This window comes from Pseudarthrobacter phenanthrenivorans Sphe3 (genome assembly GCF_000189535.1).
GTDB lineage: Bacteria > Actinomycetota > Actinomycetes > Actinomycetales > Micrococcaceae > Arthrobacter > Arthrobacter phenanthrenivorans.
The window spans coordinates 2,744,069-2,762,240 of the sequence record NC_015145.1; the positions used below are offsets into that span (position 1 = coordinate 2,744,069).

Sequence of the window (18,172 nt, forward strand, 5' to 3'; positions counted from 1 at the left end):
GGCGTTTTTAGTCTACGGGAGAGACAGCGGCGGGAGGCCCGTTTGTTCCCTCAGAGCGCAGAGCCCTGCGCCTGGCCGTCGGTTCCCTGCCCGGCAGCACGGGCGAGGCTGCCGGCAAGGTCGCCCACCGGAAATACTTCCACGGTGGCCAGCCCCAGCCATTCCGCCATGAGCCGCAGCTCTGCGGCCAGTTCGGCGGCGGTATCAGCCGGCGCCTCCGGCTCGGCAAAGGCTGACCTCACCAGCAGCCTTCCGCCCTGCCGGTCTGCCTTCAGGTCAACACGGGCCACAATCCTGTCGCGGAGGAGGAATGGCAGGACGTAATATCCGTAACGCCTCTTGTGCTCCGGGGTGTAAATCTCAATCCGGTAATGGAAACCGAAAAGCTCCTCCAGCCGCCGGCGCTCAAAAACCAGCGAGTCGAAAGGGCTCAGCAGGGCGCGGCCCGTGGCCCGCCGCGGCAGCCTCGCCCCGACGTGCCGGAAGACTTCGCGGCTCCAGCCGGGCACCACCACACGTTCCAGCCGTCCCTGCTCTACTAAATGCTCGACGGCGGCCACTGCGGCTTTCGCGGGCGTGCGGAAGTAGTCCGCGAAGCAGCGCACTGTCCCGATGCCGTGTGCCTGCGCGGCCGCATCGATCAGCCGGTTCATTGCCTCCCCGGGGTCCCCGGCCCGTCCCTGGGCCGGGAGCTGAGGCAGCACTTTGGCAGTTAATGTGTATCTGCGTTCAAACTGCTCAGACCGTGACGCCGCGGAAACGAGGCCTTCCTCGAAGAGATGCTCCAGGACCCTCTTCACGGCGTTCCAGTTCCAGCCCCAGTTCTCCGTCTGCCGTTCCTCTACATGGCCGATCCGCGCCGTCAATTCTGCGGCAGTCAGGGGACGGGAGCGCGCCAAGGTGTCGAGGATCTGTTCGGAGATAGCTTGACGGACGCCGGGATCCATCCGGGATGCACCCACCCAGGTGCGCTTCTGCCACAGGAGGAGGTCCGGGTAGTGTTCCGGCCGGATGTAGCTCGCCTCGTGCGCCCAGTACTCCACCATGCGCCGGGGATGCACGGCCGTCATCCGCTGGAGGATGGTGCGGTCGTAGTTTCCCAGGCGGGAGAAGAAGGGCAGGAGGTGGCTGCGGGAGACGACGTTGACGGAGTCGATCTGTACCAGCTGGATCCGGGCAAAGGTGCGGCCCACCGTCCGTGAAGTCACGGGGCCGGCGGGCCGTCCTTTGTCGAGTCCCTGTGCTGCCAAAGCGATCCGCCGTGCCTGGTCCAGGCTCAGCGTCGGTGGCACATCAGTCCTCTCTGTGGCTGGTATTCACCACCCTAGGCGTTTGCGGCTGCATCATCCGAACGGTAGGCAATAACCTTTTCCTCGACTACCGTGTCACCGGGCTCGCACTCATGGTCCAGGGTGATGACCCCGTAGGTCCAGCCGCGGCGCCGGTACACCACCGAGGGTGTGTTGGTTTCCTTGTCCACGAAAAGGTAGAAGTCGTGGCCGACGAGTTCCATGTTGTCCACGGCGTCGTCGAGCGAAAGCGAAGCAGCCGGAAAGACCTTGCGCCGGATCAGGACCGGAGACTTTCCGGCCGGGATGTCGTTCTCAACATCATAGGGAGACGTCTCTTCAGGGGCGGCCGCCGCGGCCTCGTTCCGGTGGTTGGCTTCCATGTAGAGCGGTTCGTGGGTGCTGGCGGGTTCGAGGGAGGCGGTTGCCTCACGAACGGCTTTGGGAGTATGCCGCCCATGGTGGACCTTCTTGCGGTCCTTGGCGCGGCGGAGCCTTTCAAGCAGCTTGTTGTAGGCGAGGTCGAATGCTGCGAATTTGTCAGCGGCGCTGGCTTCGGCGCGGATCACGGGTCCCCGGCCCAGTACTGTCACCTCAACGGTCAGCTGATCGCCGGTCTGCCGGGCATTGGTCTCCTTGGAGACTTTCGCATCAACCCGCTGGACCTTATCCCCCAGCGATTCGATCTTTGAAATCTTTTCCCCGGCATATTCGCGGAACCGGTCTGAAACTGTCAGATTTCGTCCGCTGATCATAAACTCCATGGTGCCCTCCAAATGACTTCGGTGACACGACGGCGGCGCTTCCCTGGGCCGAGCTGTCTGACAGTCGAGCCCCTCTCCGAGCCGCCATCGAAAGGTACATTCTGTTCTTTGTACCCATCACCGACGTTAGTTCATAGGCACCCTTTATTCATCCTTTCGTGGTTTATTTTTTTCTAAGTCATGGCGTGTTGCGCGGGCCTGTGCGGGTGCCGCGGCGAACCGGTCAGCGTCCGGCGGGCGTGTCGCTGCGAGGACGACGGCGCCCGCTACCTGGGCCCCCGCCCCATGCAGTGCCCGGGCTGCTTCAGCCAGCGTGGCGCCGGTGGTCAGGACGTCGTCGATGATGATGCAGCGCCGTCCGGCCACCCTTTTGCGCCCCCGTTTCCGGACTTGCATGGAGCCCCGCACCCGCTGCGCGCGGGCGCCCCGGCCCAGCCCCTTTTGGCCGCCCGGCAACTGCACTCCCGAGCTGCCGGCTTTGCGCAGGACGTCCGTCACGGCCAGTCCCGGCAGGCGGGTGGACGCCCCGTGCAGGAGCAGGTGGACGGGACTGAAGCCGCGGCCGAGGTAGGCCTTGGTGGTGGTGGGAACAGGGACCAGGAGGAGGCCGCCGGTATCTGCTGTCGCTGCCGCTACTGCCCGGCCCAAGGCGGTGCCCAGGCTTCGTTTGAGTTGGTGCTGCCCGTGCCTTTTAAAGGAAAGCAGCGCCTGGGCGAGCTCCTCCCGGTAGACGCCGGCAGCGACCACCGGGAGCAACACCGCTCCCGAGACGTCCATCAGCGCGGGCGCACCGCTTTCCGCCCTGAAGGGTGCCGCAGTGAGGCGCCGGATCCGGCGGTCGCACGGAACGCACAGTGCCCTGTCCTCCGCACCGCAGCACACGCAGTCCACGGGAACGGCAAGCGAAAGGAGATCCGCCGCCGCGCCCACGGCCTGGTCAGTGAAGCGGGCCAGCACACTGCCGTGCTCGCCGCGGTGCTTGCCCGGCCAGCTTTCCGGCGGCCTCAGGTCGGGGTCGTTCCGGTCGGGAGGTCTGGTGCTCACTCCCCCATCGTCGGACCGCCCTCTTTGCCGGGCAAGGAGGGCGGAGCCCTATGTGGAAAGCACCCCGCCACACCCGAACACGCAAAGTTTCAGCCGGGGAAGGACGGATCGATGGGGCCCTTGATTTGCGGCGACCACCCGTTGCCCAGGCGCTGGAAGATGCCCTCTGCGGACTGGGCGTAGATTTCCTCGGCCCCATTCCCCGCGCTGAGGGCGACCAGGCCCGGCCATGGTGCCAGCTGTTGGGGTTGGCCGGAGGTAAGGGACAGGAGTTCGGGAGTGACGTTCGCTGCTGCTGCCCCCTTCATGACGGCAACTGTGGTGTCCGAGACCCACGCGCCCTGGTCCGGATTGCTGTCGGTCGCGAGGGTGATCGGCGGTGTCAGCTCACGCGGGGTCCCGTCGCCGCCGCGGATGATTCCCGTGACCTGGACCCTGGTGGCGCCGTTCTGCTCCGAGATCACCAGCGCCCGGACGCCCTCCCTGGAGATCCTGAATTCCTTGACCGTCCGGCCTGCCAGCCACGCCGGCGAGAGGGTCACGCTGGGGACAGTGGCGCCCTCCGCGACGCCGGCCGGCTTGAAGGCCACCACTTCGGTGCCGCCCGCGCCGCCGGGACCTGCGGACCACACCCATTCGTTAAGCCCAAACGAGGGCCGGCTGAGGGTACTCCGGGTGGTCAAGGCCCGGGCCGGCTGCCCGGGACTGATGCTGTAGAGCGTGGTGCGGCTGTCATTGAGGAAGGCGGCCGTCTGCGACACCGGCGATTCGGCGGGGAGTCTCGGATTGAGGGCGGACACGGGCTGCATGTCGGGCAGCGGTGAAACCCTGTTGTTCTCGTACCGCACCAGCTCATTGCCGCTGACCGCGATCTGGCGTGACGGCACGCTCTTGTCCTGGACAGGCGGAAGCACGGACCCGTTGTCCTCCACCCGCACCAGGTCCTGGTTGGCCCGCAGCTCGACATTGACCACGTCGGGCTGGCTGCGGAACGTGAGCGTCAGTTGCATCTGCATGCGCAGGCGGTCCTCGGGAGAGGTTTCCATGAGTTCTTTGGCGGTCAGGTCCACCTGGGCTGCGCCGGAAACCACGGGGACTGATTCACGCGCGAGCTTGATGCCCGAAGGGAAGGCGCTCGCCACAGCACCCCGAAGGTACGGCGCGGGGCCGGCCAGGAGGGCACTGGTCATGGCCTTCACCGTCTTGTTCTTGATGAACCAGCGGACGTCCGGGACTGCGAACGTGAAGGTGGGATCGTAGAAGTAGATGGGATAGGCGCCGTAGATCACCTTGAAGGTTTCCTCCGCGATCGCGGTGCCGTCCGGGATCGCCGAAATGCGCCATTCACCGTCAACCTGTGTGACGGTCACGGGAATGTTTTCGATGGTGCCCTTCGGGGACTGGGTGGCTATCCCGTCGGCATCCACCGTGTAGGCAACGTCGAGCTCGTAGTTGTACACGTTCTCGGTGGCGGTGGGCACCACCCGGGCCTCGCGGTAGACGAGGGCGCGCTGGTCCGGTTTCCAGGAGACGGAAGAGGCTTGCGTCAAGTACTGGCGTGCCACGGCATAGTCGTCCTCGTATCCGCTGCCGGCCCGGTAGAAGTAGTCGATGATGGTTTCCGGTGAGGCGCCGGGTTGCGGCGCTGCCGGCAGGAACACGGGCGCGCTGAGGTTTCCGGCGCTGCCTTCACTGCTTTTGCCTACCGGCCCGGAGGTGGGAATCCGGGCGCAGCCGGCCACCAGGACGAGCACGAGGACCAGCAGGGAAGCAGCGAGCCCGGCCCTGCCGCCGGTACGGCCGGTCATGGCCCCTCCTTGGGGGCCGACGCGGGAGCCAGCGGGGCAGTGCCGGCTTCCAGGACCAGCATGCTCCTGTTGCCGGGGTCCCCCGGAATCGTGATGTCGTCGGGCTCGAGCTGTACAGGTGATTTGTCGATCTCTTCTCCTTGGCGCAGGGGCAGTGTCAGCCTGAAGTTCGCGCCGCTGCCCTTCTTGCCCCATGCCTGCAGCCAGCCGTTGTGCAGCTTGGTGTCTTCCATGGCAATGGACAGTCCCAGCCCGCTGCCGCCAGTGGTGCGGGCCCGCGCCGGGTCCGCGCGCCAGAACCGGTCAAAGACACGCGCCGCCTCTGCGGGCGCCATGCCGATGCCCTGGTCCCGGACGGCAATGCCGACGGCGGTCTGGCTCGCTGCCACGGTGACCGTCACCGGTTTCCCTTCGCCGTGCTCCACTGCATTCAGGATCAGGTTCCTGAGGATCCTGTCGATCCGCCGGGCATCCATTTCCACGATAATGGCACCCTCCGGGGCTCGGAGGACGATCTTCGATCCGTATTCGGCAGCCACCGGGGCTGCCCCTTCGATGACGTGCTCCACCACCTGCAGGATGTCCTCCGGTTCGGCGTCGAGCACGGCTACCCCGGCGTCGAAGCGCGAGATTTCGAGCAGGTCCGACAGGAGTGACTGGAAGCGCTCAACCTGGTTGTACAGGAGTTCGGCCGAGCGTTTGTTGATGGGGTCGAAGTCGTCCCGTGCGTCATACAGGACCTCCGCGGCCATCCGGACTGTGGTCAGCGGTGTCCGCAGTTCATGGGAGACGTCGGAAACGAAACGCTGCTGCATCTGGGAGAGGGTCGCCAGCTGGGTGATCTGCTCCTGAAGACTGGCAGCCATGTGGTTGAAGGATGCGCCGAGGCGCGCCACCTCGTCCTCGCCCCGCACCACCATCCGTTCCTGGAGCTGCCCCGCGGCGAGCTTCTCGGAGACCATGGCTGCGTGGCTGACGGGGCTGACCACGTTGCGGGTGACGTACCAGGCCACGGCGCCGATCAGCAGGACCAGGACGGCCCCGCCGGCCCAGAGGACTCTCTGGATCTCGTCCAGTGTCTGCTGCGCGGTGTTCAGGTCATAGATCAGGTACAGCTCATACACCGTGCCGTTGAAGGTCACCTTGTTGCCGACGGCAATGCCCGGGTGGTCTTCAGTGCCCACCGGGATAACGGTTGAGGCCCAGTATTGGTCCTTGCCGGACTCCTGGACGGCCTTGCGAAGTTCGGGCGGGATGACGCTGACGGTCAGCTGGTCCGACGCGCGCGATTCCACCCAGCGGTTCCGTGGCTTGGTCTGCTCAGGCATGGCTTCGAAGACGTACCTGCGCTGGATGACCGACCCGCGGCCTTCCACGGCGTTGAGGGTGTCGTAGACCAGGGTGATCACGCTGGACTGGTCCGTGACCTGCGCGCCGTCGAACGTGTCCTGCACCTGCTTGACGTTGTAGCGGGTCTCCGATTCGGCCTGCGTCAGCCGTTCCTGGAAGAGATTGTTGGCGATCTGGTTGGACAGGTACGCGCCCACCACGGCGAACGACGTGACCGCCAGGAAGAGGGTGGTGAGCACGGTCCGGAACTGCAGGGAGCGCCGCCACCGCCGGTGCAGTGACCGCCCGACGTACCGCAGGCCCGGCAGGATGCGCAGGAAACCGGTCTTGACCAGCCGCGCCACCCGCAGGGTGACGATGAGGGCCCGGCGCTGCCAAAGGTGGGCCCGGAATGCCAGCCGCTGGAGGCGCAGGCTGATCCTGTCATTATCTTCCGGGGCAGTCGGGCCGGTACCGCTGTGAGGCACGGGAGCGCTGCCGGTGTCAGGATCGCGTGCGGAAAGCGGTGCGTCCCGGCCGGGTTCACCGTCATGCGCCGCGGGGTCAGGCCCCTGCTTTATAGCCGACACCACGCACCGTCAATACGACTTCCGGAGCTTCCGGATCCTGCTCGATCTTGGAACGGAGGCGCTGGACATGGACGTTCACCAGGCGCGTGTCAGCAGCATGCCGGTAGCCCCAAACCTGCTCGAGCAGCAACTCGCGGGTGAAAACCTGCCACGGCTTCCGGGCCAGGGCCACCAGGAGATCGAATTCCAGGGGCGTCAGCGAAATGCGTTCATTGCCGCGGCTCACCGTGTGGCCGGCGACGTCGATGGTGATGTCCGCAATCCTGAGCGTTTCGGGGGCCTTCTGGTCGCCGGGGCGGAGCCGGGCCCGTACGCGGGCTACCAGTTCTGCCGGTTTGAAGGGCTTGGGCACGTAATCATCTGCACCCGATTCAAGGCCGCGGACGACGTCCGACGTGTCCGACTTGGCGGTGAGCATGACGATGGGCACGTCGGACTCCGCGCGGACCTGGCGGCAGACCTCAATGCCGTCCATGCCGGGAAGCATGAGGTCCAGCAAAACCAGGTCCGGCCTCGATGACCGGAAGACGTCGAGCGCCTGGGCGCCGTCAGCGCAGAAGACGGGCTCAAAGCCGTCATTGCGGAGAACAATTCCAATCATTTCGGCCAGCGCTTCGTCATCGTCTACCACCAGAATGCGTGCCTTCATAGTTATATATTCCCTTATCAGGTTGGCTTTGTCCTGTTCAGCGCCCTCCGGCATGGCGGGATGCTAGGCCGTCCGACGCCGGAACTATAGGCTGGAGCCACGCCGGACGTTCCAGCGCCGCACCCGCAATGCGCGGACGGCGTGCGGGCCGGGCGGCGGATTGCCACGGGGGAAGGAACATGGTGTCAGCACAGGATTCGGACGGCCGGGAGCCCAGGGACTGGCGCAGTGACGCGCCGCAATCGCCGGGCCAGCCCGCGGCAGGGCAGCCGTGGGGTCCACCCCCCTGGCAGCAACAGGCCTGGGGCCAGCCCTTCCGGAATTATCCGGGGCAGGGCTCCCCCTACGGCCAGCAGCGTTACATGGCTCCGCCGAAACCGGGAATCATCCCGCTGCGGCCCCTGATGTTCGGGGAAATCATGGACGGTTCCTTCCAGACCATCCGGCGCAATGCGAAGGCCATGCTGGGCGCTTCCCTGCTGGCCCAGTCCTTTGCCGCCATCCTGACGGCTGTCGTCACGGCTGCCACCGCCACCTCGGCGGGCTCCCTGGAGGCCTGGGCGGAAAGCGCCAGTCCGGCAGATATTTCCTCATTCGGCGTGGCATTCCTGGCCGCCATTTTGCTGGTTGCAGTCCTGACCCTGTTCATTGCCTCCGTGCTGCAGGGCGCCATGGTGGTGCCGGTGGCCCGGTCCATCCTCAACAGGCCCACCAGCTTCCGGCAGATGTGGACCCTGGCACGGCCGCGTGCAGGAGCACTGGTCCGGCTAGCCGCCCTGCTGATGGCTGCAGCGCTGCTGGCCATGGTCCTCCCCGCCGCTGTGGCCGTCGCGTTGATCGCCAGCATGGAAGGAATAGGCGTCCTGCTGCTGATTCCCATGGTCCTGGGATTCATTGCCCTCTACGTCTGGATCTACATCAAGCTCATGGTGGCCCCCGCCGCCGTCGTCATTGAGGAACTGGGCGCCCTGGATGGCCTGCGCCGGTCCTGGCAGCTCACGCGCGCAAACTGGTGGCGGATCCTGGGAATCACACTGGTGGTGGGCATCATGGTGGGTGTCGTCAGCCAGGTGGTCATGATCCCGGTGACCCTGCTGCCGCCGCTGCTGGCCGGTGTCGTTTCTCCCCATGGCGGCAGTGAGCAGGCTGTTGCCCTCGCGGTCGCCGTCGGCATCATCACTGCTGTACTGGGCGCGCTGGCCGGAGCCGTTGGTTACGCCTTCCAGACCTCCGTGATGGCCCTGATCTACATGGATCTGCGGATGCGTAAGGACGGACTCGACATCTCCCTGCTGCGCATGCTGGAATCCGGCGCCGACCCGGACGGCATCCCCGGGCGCGGGCATGCAGCAGCCCGGGCAGGCCGGGACACCGGCGGCTGGAACCAGGGCCCCGGTCCCGGCCCGGGACCGGCGGCAGGGGCCTGGCCGCATGGCCGCTGAACCGCCGGTTCTCCCCGGGGCGGAAGAGGCCAGGCGCTGGGCGGCCGAGGAACTCGCCCAGCCGGAGTACCGCGAAGCGGCCCCGGGCTGGCTCCAGACGCTGTGGGACGACTTCCTGGACTGGCTGCCGTCCCTGGACCCCACTGGCACTCCGGACACCTCGGTGCCAGGCATCGCCATTGCAGTGGTCATTGCGGTGATCATCGCGGCGGCCGTCATCGTTGCGAAGCCCCGTTTGAACGCCAAGGCGAAGCAGGGGCACGAGGTATTCGAGCCTGACCTGGTGCTGACCCCGGCCGCCTACCGCCAGCGCGCGGAGGCTTCAGCAGCAGCCGGAAACTGGGGCGACGCCGTCGTGGACCGTTTCCGGGCCCTGGTCCGCTCGGCGGAGGAACGCACCGTCCTGGACCCGCAACCGGGCCGCACGGCCGACGAGGTAAGCCGTGACCTCGCCGTGCCCTTCCGTGCGGAGGCGCAGCGCCTGGGACACGCGGCAGCGACTTTCGATGCCATCCGCTACGGGAACTGGGCGGCCGGCGCCGGCGACTACCAGGAGATGGCCAGCCTGGACAATGCCCTCGACTCCCTCAAACCCGCCCGCAGCCAGCAAGGGGAAGAGTTGCAGCAGGACGCTCCGGCAGGAAGCCCGGCGGTGCTGCCGTGACCGGCACCATGCCCGCAGCGCTGGAAAGCGCGGAGACAGAGTCGGCGCCAGCGGCAGGCAGCACAGCGGGCGTGGGACGCCGGCGCAGGCGGCACCGTGCAGCCCTTGCCGCCGTAGTGGCTGCTGCCCTGGCCCTGGTTCTCTGGACCCAGCTTGCCCCGAAAGGGGACGCCATTCCGTTGTCCGTGACCAATGCCGGCCCCGACGGCGCCAGGGCTGTCACCCAAATCCTCGGCAGGCACGGCGTCGACGTCCACGCCGTCGGAGACTTTGAGGCCGCCATCGCGAAACTGGATGAAAGCTCCTCCCCTACACTGCTGCTCTACGACCGCAACGGCTTTCTGGATGAGCCCCGGCTGATGGCCCTGGCGTCCGCCGCGGAGCGCGTCGTGGTGGTCTCGCCAAGGCTGCCGACGCTCGCCGCGGTCAGCGGCAGCATCCGGCAGGCAGGCGTAGTGCCGAATACCAGCCCGGTGCTGGAACCCGGATGCGGCCTTCCGGACGCCACGGCTGCCGGGCCCATCACAGGAGAGTCCGGCTTCCTGTACGACGGCGGGACCTCCTGCTACCGGCCCGCCGGGACCGCCGCCGGACTTCTTGCCGTGAGCGAGGACGGGCGGCTCACCGTCCTGGGCAGCACCGCAGTCCTCAGCAACGGCCGGTTGGATGACCTCGGGAACGCCGCACTCGCTATCCGGACCCTTGGAGCCTCACCTGACCTGGTCTGGTACCTCCCCACGCTGGCGGACCTGGAGCCCGGCGGTTCCCAGGCCACGCTCGACGACCTGGCGCCCGGGTGGGCGCGCTTCCTGGGGCCGTGGCTCGTCCTGGTGGCCCTTGCTGCAATCGCCTGGCGCGGCAGGCGCCTCGGTCCGCTCGTGTTCGAACCCCTCCCCGTTGTGGTCAAGGCAGTGGAGACGGCCGAGGGCAGGGCCAGGCTCTATCACGATTCCCGGGCCGTGGACCAGGCCCGGGACAACCTGCGGGCCGGTACGTTGGTCCGGCTCTCCAGGCATTTCAGGCTTGGGCCCGGGGCAACCTCTGACCAGGTCATCGAGGCGGCCGCACAGTTCCTCGGTGAACCCGCCCGGGAGGTACGCGAACTCGTCAATGAACATCCCCTCACCGAGGCGAGGCTCGTGGCCTGGTCGCGGGAGTTGGAAACCCTAGAGAAAGAAGTCAAAAGCCGATGAGCGAGCACAGCAGCGGCCCCCGGGTCCTGGACCACATGGATCACGATTCCGCCCGCCAGGCCCTCCTGGACGTGCGCCGGGAAGTGGCGAAGGCCGTGGTGGGGCAGGACGCCACCGTCAGCGGGCTCCTGATCGCCCTGCTCTCGCAGGGGCACGTGCTGCTCGAGGGTGTCCCGGGTGTGGCCAAGACTCTCCTGGTCCGCGCGTTGTCCGCGGCGCTGAGCCTGGACACCAAACGGGTGCAGTTCACCCCGGACCTGATGCCCGGTGACGTCACCGGTTCGCTGGTTTATGACTCGCACACGTCCGAGTTCACTTTCCGCGAGGGGCCGGTCTTCACCAACATCCTCTTGGCGGACGAAATCAACCGGACGCCGCCAAAGACCCAGGCCTCCCTGCTGGAGGCAATGGAGGAACGCCAGGTGTCCGTGGACGGCGAGTCCCGGCCCCTGCCGGCCCCGTTCCTGGTTGCCGCGACCCAGAACCCGGTGGAGTACGAGGGCACCTATCCCCTGCCCGAGGCCCAGCTGGACAGGTTCCTGCTCAAGCTGACCATGCCCCTGCCCGGGCGCCAGGACGAGATGGAGGTCATCCGGCGCCATGCCGCCGGCTTCGATCCGCGCGACCTCGGCGCAGCCGGCGTCCGGGCGGTGGCAGGCGCCGGAGACCTTGCTCGGGCGCGGCAGGCGGTGGCGTCCGTAGCGGTGGAGCCGGAGATCATCGCCTACATTGTGGACGTGGTGCGTGCCACCCGGTCTGCCCCGTCGTTCCTGCTGGGTGTTTCACCCCGTGGCGCCACGGCACTGCTGAACACCTCCCGGTCCTGGGCCTGGCTCTCGGGCAGGACCTTTGTCACACCGGACGACGTCAAGGCCCTGGCCCTCCCCTGCCTGCGGCACCGGGTGGCACTGCAGCCCGAAGCCCAGATGGACGGCGTCCGGGTGGATGACGTGCTGGGCAGCATCCTGGCGTCCGTTCCCGTTCCCCGCTGATGGCCGTCTCCGGGCGGTTCGTGCTGCTGGTCCTGCTGGGCCTGGTGCCGGTCCTGCTGTTCCCCGGGTGGGGCACGTTCCTCCTGGTAGCGGCCGCGCTCGCCGCATGTGCCGCCGTCGACCTGCTGCTGGCGGCGTCCCTTCGCCCGGTCCATGTGCTGCGTTCCGACCCGGGAAACGTGACGCTGCACGCCGGAGTGGACGCCGTGCTGACGGTGCGGAACGAGGGCCGGCGTCGGCTCCGTGGAATCCTCCGCGACGGCTGGCAGCCCTCCGCAGGAGCCCGGAACGCGGTGCAGGACATCGACGTGCCGGCAGGTGAGGGCAGGCGCGTCACGGTCAGGCTCCTGCCCTCCAGGCGGGGCGACCTCAAGGCATCCCACGTCACCCTTCGTTCCTTCGGTCCGCTGCAGCTCGCGGCACGGCAGCGGACTGTGGCGTGTCCCGGTTCCCTCCGGGTCCTGCCGCCATTCCATTCGCGGCGCCACCTGCCGTCCAAGCTGCGGAAACTGCGCGAGCTGGACGGCAAGGCAGCAGTCCAGATCCGCGGCGCAGGCACCGAGTTCGATTCCCTCCGCGACTACGTCCGGGGCGATGACGTGCGGTCCATTGACTGGCGGGCAACGGCGCGGCGCTCCTCCGTGGTGGTGCGCACCTGGCGGCCCGAACGCGACCGCCGTGTGGTGATGGTACTGGACACGTCCCGCACGTCGGCAGCGAGGATCGACGACGAAACCCGCCTGGACACCGGCATGGAAGCCGCCCTCCTGCTGGGAGTCCTCGCCGAGCGGGGCGGCGACCGCGTGGACTTCCTGGCGTTCGACCGGCGCACGCGGGCCAGGGCGGGTTCAGCCGGGCAGGGAAACCTCCTGGGCCAGCTGGTCCAGGCAATGGCACCGCTCGACGCCGAACTGATTGAGATGGACTGGCCCGCGGTTCCCGCGCAGGTCCGTGCCCTTTCCGCGCACCGGTCGCTGGTGGTGCTCCTGACCTCGCTGGACAGCGGGGCCCCTGAGGAAGGCCTCCTGCCCGTGGCAGCCCAGCTGGCCCGCCAGCACGTGGTAGTGGTGGCGGCCGTCCTGGACCCGCAACTTGGCACCATGCTCCGTGAGCGCGACGATGCCGCCGGCGTCTTCCGGGCAGCCGCCGCGGAACGGGCCCTGCTCCAGCGCGCCGCGCTCAGCGCGGAACTCCGCCAACACGGTGTTGAAGTGGTGGACGCGGAACCGCACCAGCTGCCCCCGCGGCTTGCCGACATGTACATCAGGCTCAAGGCTGCCGGTACATTGTGAGGTCACAGCACTTTGTTCCCGCTTTTCCCCAGGAGGCCCTCCCTTGAACGCTCCCATCTACCAGCAGGCCCTCGGCGCGGACTTCTCCCGGCTGCAGCCGGAACTGCAGGAGTATTTCTCCCTGGTGCCGGGTTCGGGACATTACGGAGTTGGAGAGGGGACGTTCGACGTCGCGGGCTGCCGCCAGGAATGGCTTCGTCCTTTGCTGCGGCTCACCAGCGGCGAGGAAGCGTTCTTTCCGGAATACGGCGCGAACATCCCGTTCCGCATTGAGAACCATGCCCACCAGGATCCCTTCGGCCGCTCAAGCCTGACCGCGCGGCGCGAGATCAGGTTCCCTGGCCGCATCCGGATCTTCCAGGACACCACCAGCATGACCCGCCGCAACGGCAGCCCCCAGCTCGTGGACTACGTGGGCAGGTACCGGCGGCTGGTCACCGACCTGAACCTCAGCGTGACCCCGGAGGGGCGGCTGCGGGGCGTTTCGGAAGCATCGCGGCTCTTCCTCGGCCCCCTCCGCGTTCCGCTGCCCGCCGCCCTGGACGCCAAAGCCTATGCAGAGCAGTGGTGGGATCCGGCCGAGGGCAGCAGTGGCAGGCACAGGATCCAGGTGAAGGTCATCCAGCCGCAAATCGGCCTGGTGCTGGTGTACGCCGGAGCTTTCGACTACCGGCTGCGCCCCTACACCGGCGGCAGTTCAGCCCAGAGTTTCCTGCCGCGGTACGCGCAGCCGGACCGCTGGGAAAACCGGGTGTGAGGTCATCATCCCAGCGCCCGCTGGTTGAGCCCGTCGGCCACCTGGGTGATGCGGCCCAGGACTGCGGTGGCCTCTGCCGGGGTGTGGCCGGCGAGCCCGTGGGACGGGGTAATCCGGACGGTGGCAAGCGACGCTGCGGGGAGGCCCAGCTGGCGCCACGGACGCCAGACAGCCTCAACACAGTCAGCTACCTTCGGCAGGGTTTGGTTTGCAACGTCAAATGCCCCGAGCCAGACGCGCTTGTCCGCTTCCACCGCTCCGGCCAGCTGCTCCCACTGCCGGGACGTCAGGGCCTTCGTTGGGACGGCGATGCCGTCGGCTCCGGCCGCAAGGATCTGCTCGAACGGTGCTTCGATCTCCGGCACCGCGATGACAGCCTCGGCCGCACCGGCTGTGCGCACGGCGTCCAAGACCAGCCGCCAGGCTTCCCGGGCTTCGGAACCAGCCACCGCACGCAGCGTCCGGTAGCCGCTGGAGGTGGGAATAGTGCCGGCCAGCACCGCTGCAATGTCCGGTTCGTCCACCTGCACCACCAGCCGCGCTCCGGGGACCGCAGCAGCCACCCGGGACAGGTAGCTTCCCACGCCGGCCGCGAGTGACGCGGCAAGGTCCCGCCGGGCGCCGTAGTCGATCAAGGCCCGCTCCCCGTTGTGCAGGTGAAGGCCGGCGGCCAGGCTGAGCGGACCCACCAGCTGGACTTTGATCTCCTCCGCCGGTGCTTCCTCCGCCCCGGCGACATCGGCCAGGATATTGATGTCGGTAGCCAGGGCGGACGCGGCACGGCGGAAGTCCTTGCCGGGGCGGTCCACCAGCCGCCAGCCGTAGGGCTGGACGTCCACGGCGAGCTCTTCCAGCAACGAGGCCGTGCGTCCCAGTGCGTCGGAACCGACACCCCTGTCCGGCAGTTCCGCGAGGAACGGAAGGTGGGGGTTCCCCAGTTCACCCCGGATAATCCGGGCAGCTTCCAGCGGGTCATCACCCGGCCATGGGCCCAGTGCGGTGGCTGTGACTTCCTTCGGCCGGACGTCCTGCGCGTGGCTCTGCGGAGCGGAGGCGCCGTGTGGGAAGGGGGCAGTGCCCGGGGCAGTGCCGCGGGCTGGTTCGTGCCGCTGGTGCATGCTCACGCGAGGCTTGACGCCTGCGGCTGCTGTCCGGAGGCGGCCTCGTGGTCCTCGGCAATGGCTTCGTGATGCCGGATGACCTCGCCAATGATGAAATTCAGGAACTTCTCCGCGAAGGCGGGGTCCAGGTGCGCGTCTTCAGCGAGCCGCCGGAGCCTGGCAATCTGCGCGGCTTCCCGTCCCGGGTCGCCGGCAGGAAGCCGGTGGGTGGCTTTGAGGAATCCCACCTTCTGGGTGGCTTTGAACCGCTCGGCGAGGAGGTACACCAAGGTGGCGTCGATGTTGTCGATGCTGGAACGGATGGACAGCAGTTCAGCCATCACCGAGTTGTCCACCTGGCCGGCCAGGGAACTGGCGGAGGGGTCGTAGTCATCGGAGTCAGGTGCGTGAGGGTTGTGCTGCGTCATGCTTCAAGTCTATGGGCAGCCACCGGAATCACCCGGGTGTTAAGCACCGGTGCCGGCCGGGAACCGGCACCGGTGCTCACTGTCAGGGCTGCGCTCAGGTGGCCAGCAGCGCGCGGTGCTCTTCCCTGCGCCGCGCCTGTTCCTGGGGGTCCGGCACCGGCAGCGAGGCGATGAGCCGCCGGGTGTAGTCATGCTGCGGGTTTCCCATCACCTGGCTGCCGATTCCCTGCTCCACCAGCCTGCCCTTGTACAGCACGCCCACCCAGGAGGACAGCGTGTCCACCACGGCAAGGTCGTGGCTTATGAAGAGGCAGGCGAAGCCGAACTCCTGCTGGATGTCCCTGAACAGCTCCAGGACTTTCGCCTGCACGGAAACGTCCAGGGCCGACGTCGGCTCGTCTGCTATCAGCAGCCGGGGATTGAGGCTGAGGGCCCGCGCCAGCGATGCCCGCTGCCGCTGGCCGCCGGACAGCTCGTGCGGGTACCGCCCCGCGTACGACGCCGGCAGCTGCACTGATTCGAGGAGCTCGCCCACGCGTTTGCGCGCCTGCGCCGGGCTTGGCTTCGTGTGGATGAGCATGGGTTCGGCAATGCAGTCCCCGATGGTCAGCTGCGGATTGAAGGAGGCCGCCGGGTCCTGGAACACGAAGCCGATGTCCTTCCGGAGCGGTTTGAAGGTGCGCTCCCGGAGGTTCAGCATTTCGTACCCCAGCACGCGAAGGCTGCCGCCCGTGGTGCGGTTCAGCCCAGCGATGGCGCGTCCGATGGTGGTCTTCCCCGAACCTGATTCCCCTACCAGCCCGAACACTTCGCCCCGGGACAGGGTGAAGCTGACCCGGTCCACGGCCTTGAATGCCGGCGTTCCCAGCCTGCCCGGGTATTCGATGGTGAGGTTGTTCGCCTCCACCAGGACTTCCTCATCCTGGTGTGCCCGGCTGGTGAGTCCTTCCGACGCGGAGTTGTGGCCCAGGTGCGGCACCGCGGCGAGCAGCTTCCGGGTGTAGTCCTGCCGCGGCTCGGCGAACAGTGTCCTTGATGGCGCCTCCTCCACCACGTCGCCCTGGTACATGACCACCACCCGGTCGGCCAAGTCCGCCACCACCCCCATATTGTGCGTGATCAGCACGATCGACGTGCCGTACTTGTCCCGCAGGTCCCGCAGGAGTTCCAGGATCTCCGCCTGGACGGTGACGTCCAGGGCGGTGGTGGGCTCGTCCGCGACGATCAGCCCGGGGTTCAACGCCAGGGCCGCGGCGATGACCACCCGCTGCTTCTGCCCTCCGGAGAACTGGTGGGGGTAGTAGTTGACCCGATGTTCAGGATCGGGGATACCCACCTTGCGCAAGGCGTCAACAGCGCGGGACTTCGCCTCCCTGGCTGACACCCGTTTTCCGCCGCTGCCTGCATGGGCGCGGATGCCTTCGGCGATCTGCCAGCCGACAGTAAACACCGGGTTCAGCGCGGTGGACGGTTCCTGGAAAACCATGGCCACGTCACGGCCACGGATCTGGCGGAGGCGTGCCGCGCTCACGCTGATCACGTCGGTCCCGTTGATCACCACAGCACCGGAACTGCTGGCCGTCTCCGGCAGCAGCCCGAGGATGGTCTTGGCTGTGACCGTCTTGCCGGAGCCGGACTCACCCACGATAGCCAGGACTTCGCCCTTCCTGACTTCCAGGCTGACGTCCTTGACTGCGTACACTGGCCCGCCGTCGGTAGCGAACGTGACCTGGAGGTGGTCAATGTCGAGAACAGGACGGCCGCCGTCGGGCTCCCCGTCGGCGTTCCGCCCGGACAATGGATCGATATTGACGGTCATGATGCCCTCACTTCGGTTGCCATGGCGGCGTTGTCCACCGGCGCCGGGGAACTGCCGCCCGTGCTCTTGCGGCCGCGGAGGCGTGGATCGTTCAGGTCGTTGATGCTCTCGCCCACCAGGGTCAGGCCCACCACGGTCAGCACAATGGCGAGGCCGGGAAACAGCCCGGTCCACCAGATGCCAGACGTGGTGTCGGCGAGCGCCTTGTTGAGGTCGAAGCCCCACTCCGCGGCCGAGCTGGGCTCGATGCCGAAGCCGAGGAAGCCGAGCCCGGCCAGGGTGAGGATGGCTTCGGAGGCGTTCAGGGTAAAGATCAGCGGCAGGGTCCGGGTGGCGTTGCGGTAGATGTGGCGGGTCATGATGCGGATGTTGGATGCTCCCACCACTTTGGCGGACTCCACGAAGGGCTCAGCCTTCAGCCTGACGGTCTCGGCCCGGATGACCCGGAAATACTGCGGAATAAAGACCAGCGTGATGGCCGTGCCGGCAGCGAAGATGCCGCCAATGAGGCTGGACTGTCCGCCGCTGATGACGATTGCCATCACAATGGCCACGAGCAGCGAGGGAAAGGCGTAGACGGCGTCGGCAATGACCACCAGGATCCGGTCCAGCCACCCGCCAATGTAGCCGCTCACCAAACCAAGGACCACGCCGACGACGATGGACATGGCGACGGCGACAACGATCACCAGGATTGCCGTTTGCGCACCCCAGATGACCCGGGAGAGGACGTCATAGCCGCCCACTGTCGTGCCCAGGAGGTGTTTGCCGCCGGGGGCCTGCTGCGTGGGGAAGTTGCCGTCGGCGTCGGAAAGCTGGGAAAAACCGTATGGCGCCAGCAGCGGGGCGAACAGCGCCGTCAGGACAAAGAGGCCGGTGAGCACCAGGCCCGCCACCAGCATGCCGCGCTGCAGGCCCACGCTCTTGTTGAAGTGTGAAACGACCGGCAGGCGCCGGTACCAGGGGGCCCGGGGACTTTCCATCGGGACGGGAACTGCGGGGATGCTCATCT

General features: G+C 67.4%; 16 protein-coding genes. 6 read left to right on the top strand and 10 right to left on the bottom strand.

Annotated elements, in window-relative coordinates; genetic code table 11:
• Window positions 1-50 precede the first annotated feature (50 nt).
• The 6 genes from ASPHE3_RS12705 to mtrA form a co-directional block, all read right to left on the bottom strand.
• Complete coding sequence (locus ASPHE3_RS12705; protein ID WP_013601611.1) at window positions 51-1,292, bottom strand: winged helix-turn-helix domain-containing protein; 1,242 nt, start codon at window positions 1,290-1,292, stop codon at window positions 51-53.
• Window positions 1,293-1,324: 32 nt separating this feature from the next.
• The gene (gene hpf, locus ASPHE3_RS12710) at window positions 1,325-2,053 is read right to left on the bottom strand and encodes a ribosome hibernation-promoting factor, HPF/YfiA family (protein ID WP_041652164.1); all 729 of its coding nucleotides are present in this window, start codon (window positions 2,051-2,053) and stop codon (window positions 1,325-1,327) included.
• Between the two features lie 144 nt (window positions 2,054-2,197).
• Entirely contained in the window at window positions 2,198-3,097 is a 900-nt protein-coding gene (locus tag ASPHE3_RS12715; protein WP_013601613.1) for a ComF family protein, read from the bottom strand.
• 89 nt (window positions 3,098-3,186) lie between these two features.
• Window positions 3,187-4,905, bottom strand: a complete 1,719-nt coding sequence (locus ASPHE3_RS12720; protein ID WP_013601614.1) for an LpqB family beta-propeller domain-containing protein — start codon at window positions 4,903-4,905, stop codon at window positions 3,187-3,189.
• A complete protein-coding gene (gene mtrB, locus ASPHE3_RS12725; RefSeq protein WP_041652166.1) occupies window positions 4,902-6,827 on the bottom strand; it encodes an MtrAB system histidine kinase MtrB in 1,926 nt (641 codons plus the stop codon). Before mtrB ends, ASPHE3_RS12720 begins: the two co-directional genes overlap by 4 nt.
• Window positions 6,799-7,473 (bottom strand): MtrAB system response regulator MtrA, encoded by a 675-nt coding sequence (mtrA, locus tag ASPHE3_RS12730; protein WP_013601616.1) that lies wholly within the window; start codon window positions 7,471-7,473, stop codon window positions 6,799-6,801. The genes mtrB and mtrA overlap by 29 nt, the downstream gene beginning before the upstream one ends.
• A 362-nt stretch (window positions 7,474-7,835) precedes the next feature.
• Between mtrA and ASPHE3_RS12735 the strand changes: the two genes are divergently transcribed.
• From ASPHE3_RS12735 to ASPHE3_RS12760, 6 genes are read left to right on the top strand one after another with little or no spacing between them, the layout of a single operon-like run.
• On the top strand, window positions 7,836-8,915 hold the full coding sequence (locus ASPHE3_RS12735) for a DUF7847 domain-containing protein (RefSeq protein ID WP_254362872.1): 1,080 nt from the start codon (window positions 7,836-7,838) through the stop codon (window positions 8,913-8,915).
• Complete coding sequence (locus ASPHE3_RS12740) at window positions 8,905-9,579, top strand: DUF4129 domain-containing protein (RefSeq protein WP_013601618.1); 675 nt, start codon at window positions 8,905-8,907, stop codon at window positions 9,577-9,579. The genes ASPHE3_RS12735 and ASPHE3_RS12740 overlap by 11 nt, the downstream gene beginning before the upstream one ends.
• Window positions 9,576-10,772 carry a DUF4350 domain-containing protein gene (locus tag ASPHE3_RS12745; RefSeq protein ID WP_013601619.1) on the top strand — a complete coding sequence of 399 codons (1,197 nt, stop codon included), beginning with the start codon at window positions 9,576-9,578 and terminating at the stop codon, window positions 10,770-10,772. Before ASPHE3_RS12740 ends, ASPHE3_RS12745 begins: the two co-directional genes overlap by 4 nt.
• Window positions 10,769-11,764 (top strand): AAA family ATPase, encoded by a 996-nt coding sequence (locus ASPHE3_RS12750; RefSeq protein ID WP_013601620.1) that lies wholly within the window; start codon window positions 10,769-10,771, stop codon window positions 11,762-11,764. The genes ASPHE3_RS12745 and ASPHE3_RS12750 overlap by 4 nt, the downstream gene beginning before the upstream one ends.
• Window positions 11,764-13,056: a DUF58 domain-containing protein gene (locus ASPHE3_RS12755; RefSeq protein WP_013601621.1), complete on the top strand. Its 1,293-nt coding sequence runs from the start codon at window positions 11,764-11,766 to the stop codon at window positions 13,054-13,056. Before ASPHE3_RS12750 ends, ASPHE3_RS12755 begins: the two co-directional genes overlap by 1 nt.
• Before the next feature lie 43 nt (window positions 13,057-13,099).
• Entirely contained in the window at window positions 13,100-13,813 is a 714-nt protein-coding gene (locus ASPHE3_RS12760; RefSeq protein ID WP_013601622.1) for a DUF4166 domain-containing protein, read from the top strand.
• 5 nt (window positions 13,814-13,818) lie between these two features.
• Here the strand turns inward: ASPHE3_RS12760 and ASPHE3_RS12765 are convergent, their stop codons facing one another.
• The 4 genes from ASPHE3_RS12765 to ASPHE3_RS12780 all read right to left on the bottom strand — a co-directional run bounded on the left by ASPHE3_RS12765 (window position 13,819) and on the right by ASPHE3_RS12780 (window position 18,170).
• Window positions 13,819-14,937, bottom strand: a complete 1,119-nt coding sequence (locus tag ASPHE3_RS12765; RefSeq protein ID WP_013601623.1) for a uroporphyrinogen decarboxylase/cobalamine-independent methonine synthase family protein — start codon at window positions 14,935-14,937, stop codon at window positions 13,819-13,821.
• Window positions 14,934-15,341 (bottom strand): chorismate mutase, encoded by a 408-nt coding sequence (locus tag ASPHE3_RS12770; protein ID WP_013601624.1) that lies wholly within the window; start codon window positions 15,339-15,341, stop codon window positions 14,934-14,936. The genes ASPHE3_RS12765 and ASPHE3_RS12770 overlap by 4 nt, the downstream gene beginning before the upstream one ends.
• A gap of 94 nt (window positions 15,342-15,435) precedes the next feature.
• Complete coding sequence (locus ASPHE3_RS12775) at window positions 15,436-17,160, bottom strand: ABC transporter ATP-binding protein (RefSeq protein WP_013601625.1); 1,725 nt, start codon at window positions 17,158-17,160, stop codon at window positions 15,436-15,438.
• Window positions 17,157-18,170: an ABC transporter permease gene (locus ASPHE3_RS12780; RefSeq protein ID WP_041652168.1), complete on the bottom strand. Its 1,014-nt coding sequence runs from the start codon at window positions 18,168-18,170 to the stop codon at window positions 17,157-17,159. The genes ASPHE3_RS12775 and ASPHE3_RS12780 overlap by 4 nt, the downstream gene beginning before the upstream one ends.
• Window positions 18,171-18,172: the final 2 nt, after the last annotated feature.